The sequence below is a fragment of the Sphingosinicella microcystinivorans genome (genome assembly GCF_027941835.1).
Taxonomy (GTDB): Bacteria; Pseudomonadota; Alphaproteobacteria; order Sphingomonadales; family Sphingomonadaceae; genus Sphingosinicella.
Genome location: NZ_CP116005.1, coordinates 343,505 through 362,887, shown reverse-complemented (window position 1 = coordinate 362,887; position 19,383 = coordinate 343,505). Strand labels below are relative to the sequence as shown.

The following is a 19,383-nucleotide window of genomic DNA, read 5'->3' as shown; positions in this document are numbered from 1 at the left end:
CTTAGAGCGTCCCGGCGCTCATGACAACAGCGAGAGGAAGCGGACGGCGGCGTCGAACGCCGCGCGGCGCGCGGCGCGCGCGGCGCGCGCCTCGGCGTCGTCGCCCCATTTCCCGGCCTGATAGAGCTCGTCGAGGTGCCCGGCGGCGAACGCCGTTTCCGCGTCGACCGCGCCCTCGGCGAGCGCCAGCGCGACGACGAGCGACCCCGCGATGGTGACGAGCGGCTGCATCGCCGCCAGCCGGTAGGCGTCGAGGCCGCGAATCGCGGCGGCGAGGCGCTCCACGGCGGCGGCCTCCTGCGTGACATGGGCGATGCCGTCCGTCACGCGTAGCGCCGCGTCGTAGCGCGTGCGCGCGAACGCGACGAACGGGTCCCACGCCGCCGCCTGACGCGCCGCGAGGTCGGCGGGCGCTTCGGCGCGGTAGCAGACGAGGTCGGATTCGGCGTAGGCGGCGAGACCCGCCGCGAACGCCTGCGGGTCCGGCAGCACGATGTCGATCGCGGCGTTGGCGAGGCCGGTCATCGGCATCGTCGCGGGCGCGACGGTGTCGCCCTGCGCGTCCCACTCCGCCGCGACCGCGGCCGCGAGCGCCGCGGTCGGCAGCGTCAGCAGCGCGCGCTTCGGCGTCCTCACCGGGCGGCCGTCGAGCGCGATCCGCCAGCCGGTGCCTTCGCGAACGGCGGCGACCGCCGTGTAGAACCGCCTCACTTGCCGCCCACGTCCTTGCTGCGCCACGCGCGGCGCAGCAGCGCCGGGATCACCAGCGTTTCGAACAAGCCTGCGAGGAAGATGACCTTGCCGACGAGCTCGTCCTGATAGCCGCCGATGTTCTTCTTCCAGATCAGCAAGCCGACGGCCATGGTGATGATGCCGCCGACCCGCAGCACGTTGAGCAGCATCCAGCGGTTCTGTGCGGGATCGGTCATGCCTGTTTCTCCAGCTCGGCGACGAGCGCGCCGAAATCGGCGGCGACATGGCGGGCGCCCGCCGCGGCGAGCTCGTGCGGATCGTGGTAGCCCCAGCCGACGCCGACCGCGTGGGCGCGCGCGGCGACCGCCATCTCCATGTCGAACACGGTGTCGCCGATCATCACCGTGTCCTCCGGCCGGGTCCCCGTTTCCGCCATCGCGGTCTGGATCATCGACGGGTGCGGCTTGGACGGGTGCCGGTCCGCCGTCTGGAGCGTGACGAAGCGGCCGTGGATCTCGTGATGGAGCAGGGTGAGCGCGAGGCCCCGGTCCGACTTGCCGGTGGCGACGCCGAGCAGCCAGCCGCCGCGCTCCAGTTGCAGCAGCCCCTCGCGGACGCCCGGATAGAGCGGCTCGGCGGCAAGCCCGCCGTTCGTGCGGCGGCCCTGGAAGGCGAGCTTGTAGTCCTCGGCGAGCCGGTCGTGGAAGTCCGCCTCCGCCCCCGGCAGCAGCGCCGCCATCGCCTCGGCGAGCGACAGGCCGACGACGCGCCGCACGGCGTGCCGGTCCGGCGCGTCCAGCCGGTGCTTCGCGAAGGTCTCGGCCATGCATTCGATGATGTTGGCCTGGCTGTCGACGAGCGTGCCGTCGCAATCGAAGATGGCGAGACGGGTCGTCATTTCCGGCCCTTCGGCGCGGTGCGCCCGCTGCCCCGGCGGCTGCGGTGCGAATCGCGGCGCTCGCGGCGGGCGTCGCGCGCCTTGTGCCGGGCGCGGCGGTCCTCGGCGCCGGGATCGACGAGTTCCTCCTCGAGCGGCAGGTCGCCCGCCGAGGCGTCGAAGCCGATGGTGGCGAGGCTTTCGGCGAAATGCGGCGCGGGATCGGCCTTGACGTCGAGCGTCCTGCCGCCCGGAAGCTCGATGACCAGCCGCCGCGCGTGGAGGTGCAGCTTGCGCGAGACGCTGCCCGAGAGGAACGCCTCCTTGCCGCCGTACTTGGCGTCGCCGACGATGGGATGGCCGATCGCGGCGGCGTGGACGCGAAGCTGGTGCGTGCGGCCGGTGAGCGGCTGCATCTCCAGCCACGCCGCGCGGCTGCCCGCGCGCTCGATCAGGCGGTAGCGGCTCACCGCGCGCTGGCCGGCGGCCTCGTCGACGTGCATCTTCTCGCCGCCGGTGCCCGGCTGCTTGGCGATGGGCAGGTCGATCATGCCGTCGCGGATGTCGGGCACGCCCATCACGATCGCCCAGTAGAGCTTCTTCGCTGTGCGGCCCGAGAACGCCTTCGAGAAGTGCGCCGCCGCGCGCGCCGAGCGCGCGATGAGCAGCACGCCGCTCGTGTCCTTGTCGAGCCGGTGCACGAGCTTCGGCCGGTCGGTGCGGTCGAACATCAGCGCGTCGAGAAGGCCGTCGACATGCGCGGTCATCTTGGTGCCGCCCTGCGTCGCGAGGCCCGCGGGCTTGTTGATGACGATGGCGTGCTCGTCGCGGTAGATGACGAGGCTCTGCGCGAACTCGACCTGGTCGTCGGTCAGCGGCGGGCGCGCCGCCTTCTTCACGGACATGATCGTCGGCGCCGCCGCCTCGGCCGGGGGCACGCGGATGGTCTGGCCGCTCTCGATGCGGTCGCCCGGCTGCGCGCGCTTGCCGTCGAGCCGGAGCTGGCCGGTGCGCGCCCACTTGGCGACGGTGGTGAAGCTGGTGTCGGGCAGGTGCCGCTTGAACCAGCGGTCGAGCCGGATGCCGTCGTCGTCCTCTTCGACGGTGAACTGGCGGACGGTGTCCTCACTCATACGAGGGCCTTGCCGAGATAGAGCGCGGCGACGGAGGCCAGCACCGAGGCGAACACGTAGCCGATCGCGGCAGGCATCGCCCCGCGTCCGGCCAGCGTCACCACGTCGAGCGAGAAGGCGGAGAAGGTCGTGAAGCCGCCGAGAACACCGACACCCAGCAGCAGGCGCAGCGGCTCGCTGCCGCCGCGCGCCGCGAGCACGCCGACCAGAACGCCCATCAGCAGCCCGCCGGCGACGTTGACGATCAGCGTGCCCCACGGAAAGTTCGGCCCCAGCAGGCGCAGCGAGACCATGCCGACGCCGTGCCGCAGCATCGCGCCGACGGCTCCCCCGATTCCGACGATCACGAAATGTTGAATCATGGCCCGCGCTTCTGGGCCATAGGGCAGCGTCCGTCCACCCTTGTTGTAAACCTCCCGGCGTCCCGGACATTTCGAAGACGTTACAAGTATCGTGTCGGAATAAATTACAGAAATTTCTTAATATAACGAAGACGAAACGGCAAATTCCGAAAATATGCTACAAAAATAATATGGTACAAAGATTGCATAAAAAGCGCCGTTGGGGATTTCGTGAAGTTATTACGGGAGGTAAATATGAATCGGGTCGCAATTGCTGTTTCTTCTATCGTTTCATCGTGTTTCATTTCAGTTCCGGTCCATGCAGCGCTGATCACGGATGGATTCACCTTCGCAGTCGCCAGCGCCGGCGGCGATTTCAGCGCCGGCACGCACTTCCATTCCAACACCGGCGGCACCTTCGGCAATCCGGCCGGCAAGGCGGAGGTCGGGCGCTATTCGACGGAGGAGGTGCGCGGCCTTTCGGAATATGATCTCACCGGCCTCGCCGCGTCGCCGACGGCCTTCGTGACGTTCAACGTGTTCAAGGCGGGCGGCCTTTTCGTCGGCGAAAACGACACGCCGTTCGACGGCACCATCGACATCGAGATCTACGAAGGCAACAACACCGAGGACCTCTCGGACTTCGAGGCGCCGACGGTCGCCTATGTGACGAGCTTCGCCACCGCCGGCCTGTCGGTCGGCGACGTGATCAGCGCCGACATCACGACGTGGTTCAACCAGGCGATCACCGACGGCTGGACCAGCCTCGGCATCCGCCTGCGCAACGAGCCGCTGCATCCCACGAGCCAGGCGTGGACCTTCGACCTGTTCCGTCTCACGACGGAAGACGAGACGACCCGGATCCCGGAACCGGGAATGCTCGGCCTCCTCGGCGTCGGCATCGTCGCGCTCGGCATGGCGCGGCGTCGGCAGGCCTAAAGTACCCCGAACGTCCAGCCCTCGGTGCGGGCGATGGCCGCATCGAGGGCGTCCGGGCGCCAGTACGCGGCCTCGCCCGCGATGGCGCGCAGTCCTGCCGCAGCCACCAGCACGTCGGTTTCGTGGTCGCTCAGCGGATCGCGGCTGCCGAGCGGCGGGGAGCCCAGCCCGGCAAGCGCCGTATCGAGATCGGCAAGGCTGCGCAGCTTGAGGCCGCGTCCGCCGGACAGGCGGATGAAGGCGCGGCAATAGATCTCGACGAGCACGGTGGTGCGCCCCTCGACTTCGCTCGGGATGAAAGTGCTTTCGCCTCCGTCCGTCATCACGCACCCTTCGACTGCCTGCCGAGGCAGGCGCTCGGGACAGGCCAAGGTCGAGGGACGCGCGGCATCCACGAAATCGAACGGCCACACCGGCACGCGCCCCGCGAGATGATGGAGCAGGCGCATCCCCGCGAAGCTGGCCTTCGCCACCTGCGCGGCGCCGATGGCGTCGAACACCGTGGAGGGCTTGCCGCCGCCGCCCGCGTTGAACGCGGCTTCGCAGACGCGCAGGTGCATGAAGTCCGCCTTCGTGCCGTCCGCCTTGCCGAAATAGAAATGCCGCCGGAAGCGGCGTTCGAGGAAGGAGGCGGCGCCGAGGTCCTCGTCGTCGCAGGCGGCGTCCACGAACGCCCAGAAGGCCCGCGCCGCATCGGGCGTGGCGTCGCCCGGCAGGTAGGCGCCGCGCGCCACGAACGGCGGCGCGAAGCTGAAGTCCATGCCGACGAGCGTCGGCGGGTCGCCCGCCAGCGCCGCGATCCAGTCCAGAACCTCGGTCCGCGACCAGACATGGCCCGGCCTCACCAGCCGGGGCGGCGCATCCCCGGCCTCGGCGACCGCGACCGCGATGCCCTTGTGGCGGCGGCCCTTCGCGCCGGACCAGTCGATCGCGGCGAAGCGCGCGAAACGGTTCAAGTCCTCTTCCTGCCGCGCGGTCTGGGCCTGCCCGCCTGCCACGCGTGGGCGCGCTCGATCATGGCGCGCATGCGGTCGGGATCGTCCGTGTCGAAGCGCACCAGAACGGCGGGCCAGCCCTCGTAGTGCGGCGTCTGCCAATAGGTGGCCGGGTCGGTCGTCTTCAGCATCTCGACCGTGTCCATGTCGATCTGCAGGCAGAAGGAACCTGCCTCGCGCCCGGTGTTCACGAAGGCACGGCCGTTCACCTTCACGGCGGGCTGGCCGTAGCTCGTGGAGAGTTCCGCGCCGGGCAGCGTCAGCGCGAAGGCGGCGACGCTGTCCCAGTCGAGGCTCATTTCAGCGCCTTCAGCACGGCGGCAGTGAACGCGGCGATGTCGAAGCGCGTGCCCGCGTGATCCTCGCCGCGCCGCACGATCACGATGTTCCGGCTCGGCACGATCACGATGAACTGGCCCCGGTTGCCGAACGCGCCGAACGTGTCCTTCGGGATGCCGTCGCCGGCGTTCAGCAGCCAGAAGGTCGCGCCGTAGCCGATGCCGTCCTCCTGCGGCTGCGGCCCCGAAGGCGTGCTGATGTAGCGGACCCAGCCCTCGGGGAGGAGCCGCTCGCCGTTCCAGACGCCGTCGTTCAGATAAAGAAGGCCGAGCCGCGCGAAGTCCCGCGCCGTCGACCAGACCTGCGAGGAGAGGACGAAATTGCCGCGCCAGTCGGTTTCCGCGAACGTGTGCGTCATGCCGATCTTCCAGAACAGCTCGGTGAACGGGAAGGCGGTGTATTTCGCGTCGTCCCCTATCGCGGCGCGGAGGCTGTAGGCGGCGAGCAGCGTGTCGTTGTTGGCGTAGCGGAAGCGCGTGCCGGGCTTCGCCTCCAGCGCCTGCCCCGGCACGTTCTCGCCGACATGGGTGCCGCCGAAATAGACGGCGTCGGTGCGGTTGCCCGCGAAATCGCTGTGGAGGCCGGAGGCCATGCGCAGCAGGTCGTCCGTGGTGATCGCGGCGCGCGGGTCGCCGGGCGTTTGCCATTCGGGGACCGGTGCGGGTTTCGCGGGGTCGATCAGGCCCTTGTGCGCGGCGACGCCGATCAGCGTGCCGGTGATGCTCTTGGCGGCGGACCACGTGCGCTGCGGGACGTGGCGCCCGAAGCCTTCGGCGTAGCGCTCGGCGACGATGCGGCCGCGCTGCACGATGACGACGCCGGTGGTGCCCGGTTTCGCGAAGGCATCGTCGAGCGCGGCGGCGAGCACCTTCGCGTCGCCCTTCGGCTTCGCCTCCGCGCCGACGTCGCCGTAGGGCCAGTCGGGCGCGCGGACGAACTGCGGCGGCGATACGGACAGGGTCGGCAGGTTCACGGCGCTTGCCCCGATGGGCAGGCCGGTGCAGCCGAGCCACGGGCGCCATACCGCGACGCGCGGCGGCAGGGCGGGATCGAAGCTCACGGAAACGGTTTTCGACGCCTCGTCGACGCGCGCTTCGAGGTCGCCGAGCAGCGGCGCGACATTCTCCTGCGTTCCGGCAAGCTCGTGGCGGGCGATGGCCTCGGGCGTGCGCCCGGCGCTGAACACGCCGCTGCACGTGAACTGCGCCTTGTATCCGGCGGCGAGCGCGCGGGCGTAGGGGTCGGCATCCGCCGCGACGGCCGCGGCGCTGCCCAGCAGCATCAGCGCTGCGACAAGGCTATTTCCGGCGTTCACGCCTGCGTTCCTCCCACCATGCCAGCCGCTCGCTGACGCGCTTCTCGAAGCCCCGCTCGGTGGGGCGGTAATAGGTCTCCGGCTGCATCTCTTCGGGCCAGTAGTTGTCGCCCGAAAAGCCGCCCTCGACGTCGTGGTCGTAGGCGTAGTCCTTGCCGTAGCCGATCTCCTTCATCAGCTTCGTCGGCGCGTTCAGGATGTTCGCGGGGGGCATCAGCGAGCCGGTCTCGCGCGCGCTCCGCCACGCCGCCTTCTGCGCCTTGTAGGCCGCGTTCGACTTGGGCGCGGTCGCGCAGTAGAGGCAGGCCTGCACGATGGCGAGCTCGCCTTCGGGGGAGCCGAGGAAATCGTAGGCGTCCTTCGCGGCAAGGCACTGGACGAGCGCCTGCGGATCGGCGAGGCCGATGTCCTCGCTGGCGAAGCGGGTGATGCGGCGGAGGACGTAGAGCGGTTCCTCGCCCGCCGTCAGCATCCGCGCGAGGTAGTAGAGCGCCGCCTGCGGATCGGAGCCGCGCATGGATTTGTGGAGCGCGGAGATGAGGTTGTAGTGGCCCTCGCGGTCCTTGTCGTAGACGGCGACGCGGCGGTGCAGAAGGTCGCGCAGGCCCGCGGGATCGAGCGGTTCGTCGAGGTGCACCGACATCAAGGTCTCGACCTGATTGAGCAGGAAGCGGCCGTCGCCGTCGGTCGAATGGACGAGCGCCTCGCGGGCCTCGGGCGTGAGGGGCAGGGGGCGGCCGAAGTCGGCCTCCGCGCGCTTCAGAAGCTCATCGAGCGCCGCCTCGTCCAGCCGGTGGACGAACAGCACCTGACAGCGCGAGAGCAGCGCGGCGTTGAGCTCGAAGCTGGGGTTCTCGGTGGTGGCGCCGACCAGCGTCACCGTGCCGTCCTCCACATAGGGCAGGAAGCCGTCCTGCTGGGCGCGGTTGAAACGGTGGATCTCGTCCACGAAGAGCAGCGTCTTCTGGCCGATCCGCGCGTACTCGCGCGCCTCGGCGAAGGCCTTCTTCAAATCGGCGACGCCGGAGAACACCGCCGAGATCTGCACGAAGCGGAGGCCCACGGCGTCGGCGAGCAGGCGGGCGATCGTGGTCTTGCCGGTGCCGGGCGGCCCCCAGAAGATGATGCTGGAAAGCTTGCCCGCCGCGACCATGCGGCCGATCGCGCCCTCGGGGCCGGTGAGGTGCTCCTGCCCGACGACCTCGGCGAGCGTGCGCGGGCGCAGCCGCTCGGCGAGCGGTGCGTCGGCGGCGGGCCGCGCGTCGGGTTGCGGGGAATCCTTGGCGAAGAGATCGGACATGAAGCGCCGACTTTAGTCGTCTCGGGCAGCGCGCAAAAGCGGCTTGCTTTCGATGCATTAAGATATATCTTAGAGTCTATCTAATGAGTCGAAAGGTATCGAAGATATGAGAGAACACGGACAACACGGGCATGGCCATCATCACAGGTGGCGCGGCCGCCGCGGCTGGGGCGGGTTTGCGGAGGCGCTCGCGGGCCTCGGCGCCGCGATGGAGGGCGACGACTGGCGCGGCGAGCGCGGGCGCGGCCATCGCCGCCGCCGACTCGGCGCGGGCGAGCTGCAACTGCTGCTGCTGTCGCTGATCGAGGAGCAGCCGCTGCACGGCTACGCGATGATCGAGGCGATCGAGGCGCGCACCGGCGGCGCCTACGCGCCGAGCCCCGGCGTCGTCTATCCGACGCTGACGCTGCTCGCCGACATGGAACTGGCCGAGGAGCGGCCGGATGCGAGCCGAAAACTTTATGCGATCACGCCGAAGGGCAAGGCGCACCTCGACGAGCGCCGCGAGGAGCTGAACGGCCTGCTCGAACGGCTCGACGCCGCGGGCGAGGCCAACACCCGCGCCGACGCCGCCCCGGTGTGGCGCGCGATGATGAACCTCGGTGCCGTGCTCAAGGCCCGCATGTGGGACCGGAGCGCCGACCGCGAGGCGATGCTGGAAGCCGCGCGCATCATCGACGAGGCCGCGCACAAGATCGAAAGGCTCTGACGCATGGCGACCGCAACCGCCGCCGTGCCGACGGCGAACGGCAGCCGCTACATGCAGCAGCTCTGCAAGCACTGGAGCCACAAGTTCGACGTGACGTTCGACGCGCGGCAGGGGCGGGTGCGGTTCCCGGAAGCGATGGTCATCCTGACCGCGGAGCCGGAAGCGCTGGCGGTCGTGCTGGACGCGGACGACCCCGCCGTCCTCGAACGGATGAAGGACGTGGTGGCGAGCCACCTCGACCGCTTCGCCTTCCGCGAGGCGCCGCTCGCGTTCCGCTGGCTGGGCGCCTGAGGCCTACACGGCGTCCTTCGCGCGGAAGCTCCTGTCGAGATCGCTCTCCCAGTGCGCGACGGTGGTGGTGACGGCGAGGTTGGCGCAGGCGCTCGGCACCGTGCGCGTCATGTCGAGCAGCCGGTCGAACGGCAGGATGAAGCCGACGATGAGCGCGGCCTGCTCGGTGGTGACGCCGACCGCGTTCAGCACGGCGGCGAGCATGAACAGCGAGGCGGACGGGATCGGCGCGGTGCCGAACGCGGCGAGCGCGGCGGTGAGGAAGATGATGACGAGCATCCCCGCATCGGGCGTGATGCCGAGCGCCTGAAGGCTGAACACGCTGAGCAGGCCGACGTACATGGCCGTGCCGTCCTTGCCGATGCTGGCGCCGATCGGCAGCACGGTCGAGGCGATGGCGGGCGCGATGCCGAGATTGTCGCGCGCGACGCGCAGCGCCACCGGCAGCGTCGCCGACGACGATGAGGTCGAGAAGGCGACGGCGAGCGCGTCGACGATGCCGCGGAAGAAGAACTTGAGCGGCATTCCGGCGATACCCCGCACGAGGGCGCTGTGCACGAGCGCGATCTGGATCACCGAGCCGAGCACGACGCAGAGCGCGAGCAGGCCGATGTTGGTGAAGACCGCAAGGCCGTTCGCGGCGATGGCCCCGGCGGTGAGCGCGAACACGCCGAACGGCGTCGCCTCCATGACGACGCGGATCATCTGGAACAGCACGCCCGACGCGGATTGCAGCAGCCCCGCGAGCGGCTTTCCGGCGTCGCCCGCGAGGATCGTGCCGATGCCGAGCAGCAGCGAGAAGAAGATGATCGCGAGCATGTCGCCCGCCGCCAGCGCCTCGAACAGGTTGGTGGGGACGATGCCGACGAGCTGGTCGTAGGTGGACTTCGGCTCGCCGAGCGGGCGCGGCTCGGCGCCGCCGAGATTGGCGCCGATCCCCGGCTCCACGAGGAGCGCGACGACGATGCCGACCGAAACCGCGATGGCGGTCGTGACTGCGAACAGGCCGATGGTGCGGCCGCCGACCGAGCCGAGCCGCTTCGGATCGCCGAGCGACGAGACGCCCGCCGCGATCGTGACGAACACGATCGGCACGACGAGCATCCGGATCAGGCGGATGAAGAGGTCGCCGAGGATCGCGACCGAATCCGTCGCCGAGGGCCAGAGCAGGCCGAAGGCGAGGCCGAGCGCGAGACCGCCGAGCACCCGCTTCCAGAGCGCGATGCGGAACCACGCGCGGATCGGCGTCACGGGCAGGTCCCGGCTTTCGGCACGCGCGGCAGGGCGCGGCCCGCCGCGACGCCGGTGGGGGTGCCGTCCTCGACCGCGACCTTGCCGTTGACGACGACGGCGCGGATGCCCTTCGCGAACAGCGTCGGCTGCGTGTAATCGGCGCGCGGCGCGAATGTCGCGGGATCGAAGGCGATCACGTCCGCGAACGCGCCGGGCTTCAGGTGTCCGCGGCCTTCCAGCGAGAAGGCATCGGCGGGAAGCGCGGTGCTGCGTTCGATGAAATCCCCGAGCGGGATGACCTTCTCCGTCTTCACATATGTATCGTACTTGCGCGCGAACGAGCCGTAGAGGCGCGGATGGCCGGTGGAGGCGTCCGAGCTCGTCATCACCCAAGGCCGCTTCATGAAGGCGGCGATGTCGGCCTCGCTCTGGTTGAACGAGGCGACGCCCACCGGCGCGCGGCGCAGGACGGCGACGGCGGCGTCGACGGGTTCGGCACCGCTTTCCTTCGCGATCTCCTCAAGCGTCCTGCCGACGAGATCGTCCGGCCCGGAGGTGACGAGCAGCGAGGCCGCGCCGCCGCGCCGCCGCAGGTTCTCGCGCATCTCGTCGCGGATGCGGCCCAGCGTTTCGGGTTCGTCGAAGCGCTTCAGCATCGCCGCGCGCCCGCCGTCCTCCGCCCAGCGCGGCAGCAACGACGCCGAGAGCCCGGTGCCGGAGGCCGACCACGGATACTGGTCGGCATGAACGACCTGCCCGGCGGCGCGCGCGGCCTCGATCTTCGCGATGATGGCGGGGGCCTCCCCGTGCACGTCGACGCCGAGCGCCTTGATGTGCGCGATATGGACGGGCGTTCCCGCCTCGCGACCCACCGCGATGGCCTCGTCGATCGCGGCGGCAAGGCCGATCGTGTAGCTCGATTCGTCGCGGATGTGGCTGTCGTAGAGGCCGCCGCGCGCCGCCGCTTCGCTCGCCAGCGCGACCACCTCGTCCCGCTTCGCGAAGCTCTGCGGGGCGTAGAACAGGCCCGTCGAAAGGCCGAGCGCGCCGCCGCACATCGCCGAGGCGACGAGCGCCTTCATTTCGGAAAGCTCTGCCGGGGTCGGTGCGCGGTCGTCCTGCCCGATGACCTTTGTGCGAACGGCGCCGAAACCGACGAACGTGGCGTAGTTGATACCCACAGGGCGGCTCGCGGCGCTGCCCAGAACCTTCGCCGTATCGGGATCGCCGTAGCCGTCGTTGCCGATGAACGCCGTGGTCACGCCCTGCATCAGGAACGGCAGGACGAGCCGCTCGGCGGCGTCGCTGCCGCCGAGTATGGCATCCACGTGCGTGTGCGGGTCGATGAAGCCGGGCGCGACGATCAGGCCCTTGGCGTCGATGACGCGGCCCGCGCCCCCCGGCGCTTTCCTGCCGACGTGGGAGATGCGGTCGCCGGTGATCGCGACGTCGCCGACGAACGGCGCGTCCGTGCCGGTGTAGATGGTGCCGCCCCTGAGGACGAGATCGGCCCCGGCGGCGGGGTATGCTGTCGCCGCAAGGGCTGCGGCCGCCAGCGCGGCGCGCGGAATTCGCTTCAGGTTCCGAACACTCATCCCCGCGCCCCCTCGCCCAAGACCCTTAATGTGCAGGTGCAGCACGGGAAAGGAAAGCGGACGGGCGATTGTTTGGCTTTCCCGGCCCATAACCACGGGCTATGCCGTGCCCCATAGCGACGGCGGCGCGAGGATTCCGTTCGTGCAGGTGACGCCGCCCGCGCGGTCGCTCGCGAGCCAGACGGGGCCGTCGAGATCGGTGAACGCCGCGTCCGCCGCGATGATGAGCGCAGGCGCGATGCCGAGCGACGAGCAGACCATGCAGCCCGTCATCAGCCCCATGCCGCGCGCGCGCGCGGCGTCCGCGAGTTCGAGCGCGGTGGTGAGCCCGCCGGTCTTGTCCAGCTTGATGTTGACGACCTGATATTTCGACATCAGCGCGTCGAGATCGGCGGCGACGTGCGCGGATTCGTCCGCCGCGATCGGCACGGCGGAGCGGAAGCCTTCGAGCGCGGCGTCCTCGGCGGCGGGAAGGGGCTGCTCCAGCAGGTCGACGCGCAGGTCGACGAGCAGGGACTGGAGGCCCTTGACCTCGGCGATCGTCCAGCTCTCGTTCGGGTCGACGATCAGCTTCGGCTTCGGCGCGGCGGCGCGCACGGCGGCGATCTGCGCGGCGGGGTCGTTGCGGTCGACCTTCACCTTGACGAGCGGCACGCCCGCAAGCTTCCGCGCCGCGGCGGCCATGGCTTCGGGCGTGTCGAGGCTGACGGTGAGCGCGGTCGGCGTCGGGCCGACCGGGGGGCGACCGAGCAGGGCGGTGACGCTGGTCCCCGCCTGCTTCGCCTCGAGGTCCCAGAGCGCGCAGTCGACGGCGTTGCGGGCGGCGGACGGCGGCATCAGCGCCATGATCTCCGCGCGTCCGGCGCCCGCTTCGAGCGCGCCGCGCACGCCTTCGATGGCGGCAAGCGCGCTTTCGATCGTCTCGCCGTAGCGGGGATAGGGGACGCCCTCGCCGCGGCCGACGTGGCCGTCCGCGGCGATCTGCACCGTCACCACGTCGGCGGCGGTCTTGACGCCGCGCGAGATGCGGAAGGGTGCGACTAGCGGGAAGCTGTCGCTGCAGGCGCTGAGGGTTCGCATGTGCGCATCCAGTCGATGATCGGTTCCACGCCCATGCGGACGGGATCGACGCAAGGCAAGCCGAAAGCGTCCGCGGTTTCGGCGCAGAGCCGCGTGGCCGCCTCCGGCGTCAGCTTCGCGGTGTTGAGCGCGATGCCGACGGCGCGGACATCGGGGTTGGTGAGGCGCGCGGTGCGGAGGTTCGCCTCTAGGCATTCGGTGAGGCCCGGCAATTGATAGTGCGGCAGGCCGCGCATGTGCGGGCGGTCCGGATCGTGGCAGAGCACGAGCGCGTCGGGCTGCGCGCCGTGCAGGAGCCCGGTGGAGACGCCCGCGAACGAGGGGTGGAACAGCGAGCCCTGGCCCTCGATGAGGTCCCAGCCGTCGTCGTGGCGCGCGGGCGAGAGGTGCTCGATGGCGCCGGAGATGAAGTCCGCCACCACGGCGTCGAGCGGCACGCCGTCTCCGGCGATGAGGATGCCGGTCTGGCCGGTCGCGCGGAAATCGGCGGGAACGCCGCGCGCCTGAAGCGCGCGGGCGAGAAGCAGCGTCGTGTACATCTTGCCCACCGAACAGTCGGTGCCGACGGTGAGCAGCCGCTTGCCCGCGCGGCGCTTGCCGTCGCCGACCGGAAGGTCCGGCGCCGGATCGCGCACGTCGAACAGCGTGAGCCCCTTCGCCTTCGCGGCGGCGACGAGGCGCGGCTCGTCGCGCAGGCGCTGGTGGAGGCCCGACGCGATGTTGAGGCCGGCGTCGAGCGCGGCGAGCGCATCGCGCACGAGGTCCTCGCCGAGCCTGCCGCCCGCGTTGGCGATGCCGAGCACGAGCGTCCTCGCGCCCGCCGCGATGGCCTCCGCGAAGCTCATGCGCGGAAGGCCGAGGGTGAGGCCGCAATCGTCGTGGCGGAACTCGCCGACGCAGTCCTCGCGGCGGAAAACCGCGAGGCCGCGCGAGGTCTTGATCCCGATCTCGTCGTTCGAATGGCCGAGATAGAGGAAATAGGGACTAGGGATCATCGTGCGCCCTTTGCCGTGCAGCGTGTTGCCCGGATGCGATAGACGCGGCGGGCGCCTCCGGCTCATATCAAGCGCCGCGACCCCTATAACGCAGGTCTATAGGGCCTCGATGACCTCGCTCAGAACCTTGAGGAACGCCGTCGCGAGGCCGGACGGCGGGCGGTTCTGGAGGTGCACCGCATGAATGTCGAACGCCAGCGGGGGCTGGATCGGGCGGAAGGCGAGGCCTGGCGCCTTGGCGGCCTCCGCGGTGAAGTTGTCGACGATCGTCATGCCGACGCCCGACTGCACCAGCGCGGCGGCGATGTAGAAGGTGCGCGCCGAGACGATCTCGGTGAGCTCGACGTCCACGCGCTGAAGCTCGGCGGAGAGGAGACGGCCGATGGGGCCGCTCTGGATCGGGCTGATGAACGGCCGGTCCCGCAGCATGTCGAGCGGGATGCGCGGCGGCGCGTCCGGCATGTCCGCCTCGCGGTAGAGGACGACGAGCTCGCCCTCGCCGAGCCAGCGGTGCGAGACGGGCGCGGCGGGCGGCACCTCGTAACTGACGACGATGTCCGTCTCGCGCTCGTAGAGCTTGCGGACCATGTCGTCGTGGTGGACGGTCTGGAGATCGAAGCTGACGCTCCGGTGATCGCCGAGGAAGCGGGCGACGGCTTCCGGCAGCGCGCCGAGGCCGAGCGAGGGCAGGGCGGAGATACGAAGCGTGCCGCCGCGGCCGTGCCGCAGGTTCTGGCTCGCCTGCCGCAGCGAATAGACGCGCGTCTGGATCTCGGCGACCTCGGCGAACAGCGTGTGCGCGTCTTCCGTGGGCACCAGCCCGCCCTTGGCACGCTCGAACAGCGGGAAGCCGAGCAGCGTCTCGGCGTGGCGCAGCACCTTCGTCACCGACGGCTGCGAGACATTGAGCGCGCGCGCCGCCGCGCTGACGGAGCCGTTGCTGTAGACGGCGTGGAAGATCTCGATGTGGCGCAGGTTGATCATGGAGGGCGCATCCTCCCGTCCGCGACGGTTCCCCGTCAATAGCGATTGCAGCGCGGGGGCCGGATCGGGTTTAAGGCGCGGAGCCGGGAACAGTCGGGGACGGGAACGCATGCCGGGAAATCTGGTCGCGATCTTCTACGCACGGCACGCCGGATTCGGCGCGAAGCCCGCGATCGTGTGGAACGACGCGCCGGTCATCGACCATGCGGGCCTGCCCGCGACGGTGGGGCGATACCGCGCGGCGCTCGCGGCGCTCGGCGTCAGGCGCGGCGACCGGGTGATGGTGAAGACCGAGAACTCGCCCGCGTTCGTCTACACCTATCTCGCGGTGCTTGCCTCGGGCGCGATCTTCGTGCCGATGAACGCGGCCTATACGGCGGCGGAGGTCGCGCTGCTGATCGAGGACGCGGAGCCGGCGCTCCTCGTCCACGCCGCGGCGACGCCGGTGCCGGACGAAGCGGCCGCGCCGGTGAAGCGCGCGACGCTGGAGCCGGACGGCACGGGGTCGCTGCCCGATCTTGCACTGTCGCTGGAACCGGATCTGACGATCGAGCCGGTTGCGGCAGATGATCTCGCGGCGATCCTGTTCACCTCGGGCACGACGGGGCGGCCCAAGGGCGCGATGCTGAGCCACGGCAATCTTTCGAGCAACGTCGCGGCGCTGCATGAGGCTTGGCGCTTCTCGCCGGACGATTCGATCCTGCACGCGCTGCCGCTGTTCCACGCGCACGGCCTGTTCGTGGCGCTGCACCTCGCGCTCTACAACGCCTGCACGCTGGTGATGCTGCCGAAATTCAACGCGGCGGAGGTGATCGCGCGGCTGGGGCGGGTGAGCGTGTTCATGGGCGTGCCGACCTATTATGCGCGCCTGCTCGCCGACGCGTCGTTCGACCGCGCGGCCTGCGCGTCCATCCGCCTGTTCGTCAGCGGCTCGGCGCCGCTGCTGCCCTCGGTGTTCGACGCCTTCGCGGCGCGCACCGGGCACCGCATCCTCGAACGCTACGGCATGACCGAGGCGGTGATGATCACGTCGAACCGCTACGAGCAGGCGGGGCGGATCGCGGGCACGGTCGGCTTCCCGCTGCCGGGCGTGTCGCTCAATATCGTGGACGCGGAGCGGCGGCCGCTGCCGCCGGGCGAGGTCGGCGAGATCGAGATCAGGGGGCCGAACCTCTGCGCGGGTTACTGGCGCCGCCCCGAGGCGACGGCGGAGAGCTTCCATGCGGACGGATTCTTCCGCACCGGAGACACCGGCTTCAAGGACGCCGAAGGGCGCGTCAGCATCGTCGGGCGCTCGAAGGACCTCATCATCTCGGGCGGGTTCAACGTCTACCCCGCCGAGGTGGAAATCCCGCTCGCGGAGGTGGAAGGCGTGGTGGACGTGGCCGTGTTCGGCGTGCCGCACCCGGATTTCGGCGAGGCGGTGGTCGCTGCCGTCACGGTCGACCGCGCGGACTTCGATGTCGCGGCGCAGGAGGCCGCCGCCGCGGCGAGCTTCGCGCGCTTCAAGCAGCCGAAGGCGATCCACGTGCTTCCCGAGCTGCCGCGCAACGCGATGGGCAAGATCATGAAATCGGAACTGCGCAAACGCTACGCGGACAGCTTCACGGCGTAGGCGGCGTTTCCACCTCGCAGCGCGTGTAGCGGAGCGGCGGGGCGGCGGCGTCCTCGCCGAATTCCGATCGGGTGAGCGTCTTGCCGTCGTCCGACAGGTCGAGCGTCATCTCGCGCGACCATGTCGTGCCCTCGCCGGTGAAGCTGAACGTGCCGGAGACGCTGCGCGGCGTCCGCGCCGCCGTGTCCGTGAGCGCCGCGCGCGATTCGTAGAAACGAATCTCCCCGGGCGAGACGACGATCAGGCCCTTGGCGTCGCCCCGCGTCGATGTGCAATCGGCGGGGACGAGGCCCCAGCGGCCGCCGAGCGCATCGGGGATGCCGGTCGCCGCCGTGTCGGCCGGCAGCGGCGCAGCCGCGATTTCATCGGACTCGGGCGCCTGTGCGGGACGCTGCTCGCCGCACGCGGCGGCGAGCAGCGGGATTGCGAGCCATGCGAGGCGTTTCATGCTGTCGATCCTCCAGTCGTCGTCCGTCCGGCCTGCAACGATCGGGCACGCAGGAGGTTTCCCGAGAATATTAGTATGCTAAGGGTGTCGTGCCAAAGAGACGACGGGGAGACGACATGGGCCAGCCAGCCGCGCGCATTCCGGGCCGCAACCGCCGATGGATTCTCGCGAACCGACCGCAGACGGAGGTCGAGCGGGACCTGCTGACGTTCGAGGACGCGGCGCTTCCGGAGCCGGGCGAGGGCGAGGTGCTGGTCCGCAACATCTACCTGTCCATCGACCCGACGCACCGCATCTGGATGTCGGACGTCGACCAGTACATGGAGCCGGTCGCGATCGGCGACGTGATGCGGGGCGGCACGCTCGGCGTCGTCGAGGCTTCGCGCGCGAAGGGCCTTGCGGTCGGCGACATCGTGACGGGGCAGGGCGGCTGGCAGGATTACATCGCCATCTCCGGCAAGGCGGTGCGCCGCGTCGTCCCCGGCAACCTTCCGCTCACCGCGTTCATGGGGCCGCTCGGCAACATCGGCGCGACGGCCTATTTCGGACTGTTCGAAGTCGCGCGGCCGCGCCCCGGCGAAACCGTGCTCGTCTCGGCGGCGGCGGGCGCCGTGGGGTCGCTCGTCGGACAGATGGCGAAGATCATGGGGTGCCGCGTCGTGGGCATCGCCGGGTCCGCGGAGAAATGCGCGTGGATCACGGACGATCTCGGGTTCGACGCCGCGATCAATTACCGCGAGGCCGATCTCGTCGGCGCGATCTCGGCGGCGTGCCCGGACGGCGTGGATGTCTATTTCGACAATGTCGGCGGGCGGATTCTGGATGCGGCGCTCACCCTTATCAATCAGGGTGCACGCATCGCCGTGTGCGGCCTCATCTCGACCTACAACGAGATCGAGCAGGGCGGCGGCCCCGCCATGTTCCGCAACGTGCTGATGAAGCGCGCCCGGATCGAGGGCTTCATCGTCAGCGATTACTGGCGCCGCTATCCGGAGGCGTTCGCGGCGATCGGCCACTGGATCGGGAAGGGCCTGCTCAAGTACCGGGTGGATGTCCGCGACGGTCTCAAGAACGCGCCCGAGATCCTGAAGCTGCTGTTCAGCGGCGCGCACGACGGGAAATTGCTGGTGCGCGTTTCCGACGAGCCGCCGTCAGGCTGACGCGTCCTCCGCCTCCATCGCCGCGACGCTGCGGCGGAACGGCGCGCGGCCCCATGTGATGACGAGCGCGGAAGCGGGAAGCGCCGCCGCCGCGACGATGACCATCGACCATGCGAGCGCGTCGTCCCGGCCGAAACCGTAATCGGTGATCGCGGCGACGGCGGTGGGGCCGAGGCCGAAGCCGATGAGGTTCGCGACGAAGAAATAGAGCGCCGTCACCTGCGCGCGGAAGCGGTTCGGTGTGATGATCTGGAGCGCCGCGCCCGCGACGCCGCCGTGCATCGAGGCGATCAGCATGGCGGGTGCAAGGCACAGGAAGGCGAGCGCCGGGCCGGGCATCATCGGCGCGAGGATCAGGAACGGTGCGGCGCCGACCGTGGCGACGAGGATGGTGACGAGATGGCCGTCCTTGCGGCCGCCCTTGAACAGCCTGTCGGCGAGCGCGCCGCCCGCGAGCAGCCCCACGGCGCCGCCTGCCGCGAGGATGATGCCGAACCAGAAACCGGCGGCCGCCGGTTCCATGCCGTGGCTGCGCGCGAAGAAGGTCGGCACCCACGCCATGTAGCCGTAGATGACCAGCGTGAGCAGCGACAGGCCGAGGAAATGCGGGCCGAACGCGGCGCGGTGCCGCCAGACGAAGGCGAAGACCCCGCCGAAGCCCCGGCGTGCCTCGACGCGCGCGCCCTTGCGGGGAGGCTCGCGCACGAGGAGCATGAGCAGCGCCACGGCGAGCCCCGGCAGCGCGGCCATGAAGAACACCAGCCGCCACGGCGACGCGCTCGCGATGCCAGGAAGATCGACAGGCGGTATCTTCGTCGCCATCTCGACGATCAGCCCGCCGAGCATCAGCGCGATGCCCGAGCCGAGCGGCACGCCGATCGAATAGACGGCGACGGCGCGGCCGAGCTTGTCTTTCCGGAAATAATCCGAGAGCAGCGAATAGGCGGCGGGCGACAGCGTCGCCTCGCCGATGCCGACCCCGACGCGGGCGAGGAACAGCGAGAGATAATTGGGGGCGAGCCCGCAGGCCGCGGTCATCGCGCTCCAGCCCGTGATTCCCGCCGTGATCAGCCGCCGCCGGTTGCCGCGGTCCGCGATGTAGCCGAGCGGGATGCCCGCCACCGTGTAGAGCACCGCGAAGGCGAAGCCGACGAGCAGGCTCATCTCCGTGTCCGAAATCCCGAGATCGGCGCGGATCGGGCCGACGAGCAGCGTCAGGATCATCCGGTCGATGAACGAGCAGGTGTAGGCGAGCAGCAGTACGACGACGACGAACCAGGCATAGGCCTCGGACGGGTCCTCATGCGCTGCGGCGTTCGGCTCGGCGGCTGCGGACACGGC

At 70.1% G+C, this 19,383-nt stretch carries 21 protein-coding genes; 5 read left to right on the top strand and 16 right to left on the bottom strand.

The features are described 5' to 3' along the window. Positions 1 to 18 precede the first annotated feature (18 nt). The 5 genes from PE061_RS01635 to crcB are packed head-to-tail and all read right to left on the bottom strand — an operon-like array spanning position 19 to position 3,065. Positions 19 to 711: an ATP12 family protein gene (locus PE061_RS01635; RefSeq protein ID WP_271257491.1), complete on the bottom strand. Its 693-nt coding sequence runs from the start codon at positions 709 to 711 to the stop codon at positions 19 to 21. After that, complete coding sequence (locus tag PE061_RS01630) at positions 708 to 929, bottom strand: hypothetical protein (protein WP_271257490.1); 222 nt, start codon at positions 927 to 929, stop codon at positions 708 to 710. Before PE061_RS01630 ends, PE061_RS01635 begins: the two co-directional genes overlap by 4 nt. Further along, a complete protein-coding gene (locus tag PE061_RS01625; protein ID WP_271257489.1) occupies positions 926 to 1,591 on the bottom strand; it encodes an HAD-IA family hydrolase in 666 nt (221 codons plus the stop codon). The genes PE061_RS01630 and PE061_RS01625 overlap by 4 nt, the downstream gene beginning before the upstream one ends. Further along, on the bottom strand, positions 1,588 to 2,703 hold the full coding sequence (locus PE061_RS01620; protein WP_271257488.1) for an RluA family pseudouridine synthase: 1,116 nt from the start codon (positions 2,701 to 2,703) through the stop codon (positions 1,588 to 1,590). Before PE061_RS01620 ends, PE061_RS01625 begins: the two co-directional genes overlap by 4 nt. Next, on the bottom strand, positions 2,700 to 3,065 hold the full coding sequence (crcB, locus tag PE061_RS01615; protein ID WP_271257487.1) for a fluoride efflux transporter CrcB: 366 nt from the start codon (positions 3,063 to 3,065) through the stop codon (positions 2,700 to 2,702). Before crcB ends, PE061_RS01620 begins: the two co-directional genes overlap by 4 nt. 234 nt (positions 3,066 to 3,299) lie before the next feature. On the opposite strand from crcB, the gene PE061_RS01610 reads away from it, so the two are divergent. Beyond that, the gene (locus PE061_RS01610; RefSeq protein WP_271257486.1) at positions 3,300 to 3,983 is read left to right on the top strand and encodes a PEP-CTERM sorting domain-containing protein; all 684 of its coding nucleotides are present in this window, start codon (positions 3,300 to 3,302) and stop codon (positions 3,981 to 3,983) included. Here the strand turns inward: PE061_RS01610 and PE061_RS01605 are convergent. The 4 genes from PE061_RS01605 to PE061_RS01590 are packed head-to-tail and all read right to left on the bottom strand — an operon-like array spanning position 3,980 to position 7,932. After that, positions 3,980 to 4,939, bottom strand: coding sequence for a hypothetical protein (locus PE061_RS01605; RefSeq protein ID WP_271257485.1), 960 nt, complete (start codon positions 4,937 to 4,939; stop codon positions 3,980 to 3,982). The two genes, PE061_RS01610 and PE061_RS01605, sit on opposite strands and share 4 nt — an antisense overlap. After that, on the bottom strand, positions 4,936 to 5,277 hold the full coding sequence (locus PE061_RS01600) for an MmcQ/YjbR family DNA-binding protein (RefSeq protein WP_271257484.1): 342 nt from the start codon (positions 5,275 to 5,277) through the stop codon (positions 4,936 to 4,938). Before PE061_RS01600 ends, PE061_RS01605 begins: the two co-directional genes overlap by 4 nt. Next, positions 5,274 to 6,632, bottom strand: coding sequence for a serine hydrolase domain-containing protein (locus PE061_RS01595; RefSeq protein WP_271257483.1), 1,359 nt, complete (start codon positions 6,630 to 6,632; stop codon positions 5,274 to 5,276). The genes PE061_RS01600 and PE061_RS01595 overlap by 4 nt, the downstream gene beginning before the upstream one ends. Further along, positions 6,616 to 7,932, bottom strand: a complete 1,317-nt coding sequence (locus PE061_RS01590; protein ID WP_271257482.1) for a replication-associated recombination protein A — start codon at positions 7,930 to 7,932, stop codon at positions 6,616 to 6,618. The genes PE061_RS01595 and PE061_RS01590 overlap by 17 nt, the downstream gene beginning before the upstream one ends. A 106-nt stretch (positions 7,933 to 8,038) precedes the next feature. Between PE061_RS01590 and PE061_RS01585 the strand changes: the two genes are divergently transcribed. Further along, positions 8,039 to 8,641, top strand: coding sequence for a PadR family transcriptional regulator (locus PE061_RS01585; RefSeq protein ID WP_271257481.1), 603 nt, complete (start codon positions 8,039 to 8,041; stop codon positions 8,639 to 8,641). Positions 8,642 to 8,644: 3 nt separating this feature from the next. Continuing rightward, the gene (locus PE061_RS01580; RefSeq protein WP_271257480.1) at positions 8,645 to 8,932 is read left to right on the top strand and encodes a DUF2218 domain-containing protein; all 288 of its coding nucleotides are present in this window, start codon (positions 8,645 to 8,647) and stop codon (positions 8,930 to 8,932) included. Positions 8,933 to 8,935: 3 nt separating this feature from the next. On the opposite strand, the gene PE061_RS01575 is transcribed toward PE061_RS01580, so the two are convergent. The 5 genes from PE061_RS01575 to PE061_RS01555 all read right to left on the bottom strand — a co-directional run bounded on the left by PE061_RS01575 (position 8,936) and on the right by PE061_RS01555 (position 14,816). Then, positions 8,936 to 10,183: a dicarboxylate/amino acid:cation symporter gene (locus PE061_RS01575; protein WP_271257479.1), complete on the bottom strand. Its 1,248-nt coding sequence runs from the start codon at positions 10,181 to 10,183 to the stop codon at positions 8,936 to 8,938. Beyond that, entirely contained in the window at positions 10,180 to 11,760 is a 1,581-nt protein-coding gene (locus tag PE061_RS01570) for an N-acyl-D-amino-acid deacylase family protein (RefSeq protein WP_271257478.1), read from the bottom strand. Before PE061_RS01570 ends, PE061_RS01575 begins: the two co-directional genes overlap by 4 nt. A 99-nt stretch (positions 11,761 to 11,859) precedes the next feature. After that, complete coding sequence (gene dgcA, locus PE061_RS01565) at positions 11,860 to 12,840, bottom strand: N-acetyl-D-Glu racemase DgcA (RefSeq protein WP_271257477.1); 981 nt, start codon at positions 12,838 to 12,840, stop codon at positions 11,860 to 11,862. Continuing rightward, positions 12,801 to 13,835, bottom strand: coding sequence for an N-acetyltransferase DgcN (gene dgcN / locus PE061_RS01560; RefSeq protein WP_271259106.1), 1,035 nt, complete (start codon positions 13,833 to 13,835; stop codon positions 12,801 to 12,803). The genes dgcA and dgcN overlap by 40 nt, the downstream gene beginning before the upstream one ends. Positions 13,836 to 13,931: 96 nt before the next feature. Next, positions 13,932 to 14,816: a LysR family transcriptional regulator gene (locus PE061_RS01555; RefSeq protein WP_271259105.1), complete on the bottom strand. Its 885-nt coding sequence runs from the start codon at positions 14,814 to 14,816 to the stop codon at positions 13,932 to 13,934. Positions 14,817 to 14,928: 112 nt separating this feature from the next. Between PE061_RS01555 and PE061_RS01550 the strand changes: the two genes are divergently transcribed. After that, a complete protein-coding gene (locus PE061_RS01550; protein ID WP_271257476.1) occupies positions 14,929 to 16,434 on the top strand; it encodes an AMP-binding protein in 1,506 nt (501 codons plus the stop codon). Here PE061_RS01550 and PE061_RS01545 read toward each other — a convergent pair. Continuing rightward, positions 16,424 to 16,882: a hypothetical protein gene (locus PE061_RS01545; RefSeq protein ID WP_271257475.1), complete on the bottom strand. Its 459-nt coding sequence runs from the start codon at positions 16,880 to 16,882 to the stop codon at positions 16,424 to 16,426. The two genes, PE061_RS01550 and PE061_RS01545, sit on opposite strands and share 11 nt — an antisense overlap. Before the next feature lie 116 nt (positions 16,883 to 16,998). Between PE061_RS01545 and PE061_RS01540 the strand changes: the two genes are divergently transcribed. Continuing rightward, a complete protein-coding gene (locus PE061_RS01540; protein WP_271257474.1) occupies positions 16,999 to 18,042 on the top strand; it encodes an NADP-dependent oxidoreductase in 1,044 nt (347 codons plus the stop codon). On the opposite strand, the gene PE061_RS01535 is transcribed toward PE061_RS01540, so the two are convergent. After that, positions 18,034 to 19,380, bottom strand: coding sequence for a spinster family MFS transporter (locus PE061_RS01535; protein WP_271257473.1), 1,347 nt, complete (start codon positions 19,378 to 19,380; stop codon positions 18,034 to 18,036). The two genes, PE061_RS01540 and PE061_RS01535, sit on opposite strands and share 9 nt — an antisense overlap. Positions 19,381 to 19,383: the final 3 nt, after the last annotated feature.

Bases quoted from the DNA above. Each gene is read 5' to 3' on its own strand.
- PE061_RS01630 (WP_271257490.1), bottom strand. From the start codon at position 929: ATGACCGATCCCGCACAGAACCGCTGGATGCTGCTCAACGTGCTGCGG.
- PE061_RS01625 (WP_271257489.1), bottom strand. From the start codon at position 1,591: ATGACGACCCGTCTCGCCATCTTCGATTGCGACGGCACGCTCGTCGAC.
- PE061_RS01620 (WP_271257488.1), bottom strand. From the start codon at position 2,703: ATGAGTGAGGACACCGTCCGCCAGTTCACCGTCGAAGAGGACGACGAC.
- crcB (WP_271257487.1), bottom strand. From the start codon at position 3,065: ATGATTCAACATTTCGTGATCGTCGGAATCGGGGGAGCCGTCGGCGCG.
- PE061_RS01610 (WP_271257486.1), top strand. From the start codon at position 3,300: ATGAATCGGGTCGCAATTGCTGTTTCTTCTATCGTTTCATCGTGTTTC.
- PE061_RS01600 (WP_271257484.1), bottom strand. From the start codon at position 5,277: ATGAGCCTCGACTGGGACAGCGTCGCCGCCTTCGCGCTGACGCTGCCC.
- PE061_RS01590 (WP_271257482.1), bottom strand. From the start codon at position 7,932: ATGTCCGATCTCTTCGCCAAGGATTCCCCGCAACCCGACGCGCGGCCC.
- PE061_RS01585 (WP_271257481.1), top strand. From the start codon at position 8,039: ATGAGAGAACACGGACAACACGGGCATGGCCATCATCACAGGTGGCGC.
- PE061_RS01580 (WP_271257480.1), top strand. From the start codon at position 8,645: ATGGCGACCGCAACCGCCGCCGTGCCGACGGCGAACGGCAGCCGCTAC.
- PE061_RS01570 (WP_271257478.1), bottom strand. From the start codon at position 11,760: ATGAGTGTTCGGAACCTGAAGCGAATTCCGCGCGCCGCGCTGGCGGCC.
- dgcA (WP_271257477.1), bottom strand. From the start codon at position 12,840: ATGCGAACCCTCAGCGCCTGCAGCGACAGCTTCCCGCTAGTCGCACCC.
- dgcN (WP_271259106.1), bottom strand. From the start codon at position 13,835: ATGATCCCTAGTCCCTATTTCCTCTATCTCGGCCATTCGAACGACGAG.
- PE061_RS01550 (WP_271257476.1), top strand. From the start codon at position 14,929: ATGCCGGGAAATCTGGTCGCGATCTTCTACGCACGGCACGCCGGATTC.
- PE061_RS01545 (WP_271257475.1), bottom strand. From the start codon at position 16,882: ATGAAACGCCTCGCATGGCTCGCAATCCCGCTGCTCGCCGCCGCGTGC.
- PE061_RS01540 (WP_271257474.1), top strand. From the start codon at position 16,999: ATGGGCCAGCCAGCCGCGCGCATTCCGGGCCGCAACCGCCGATGGATT.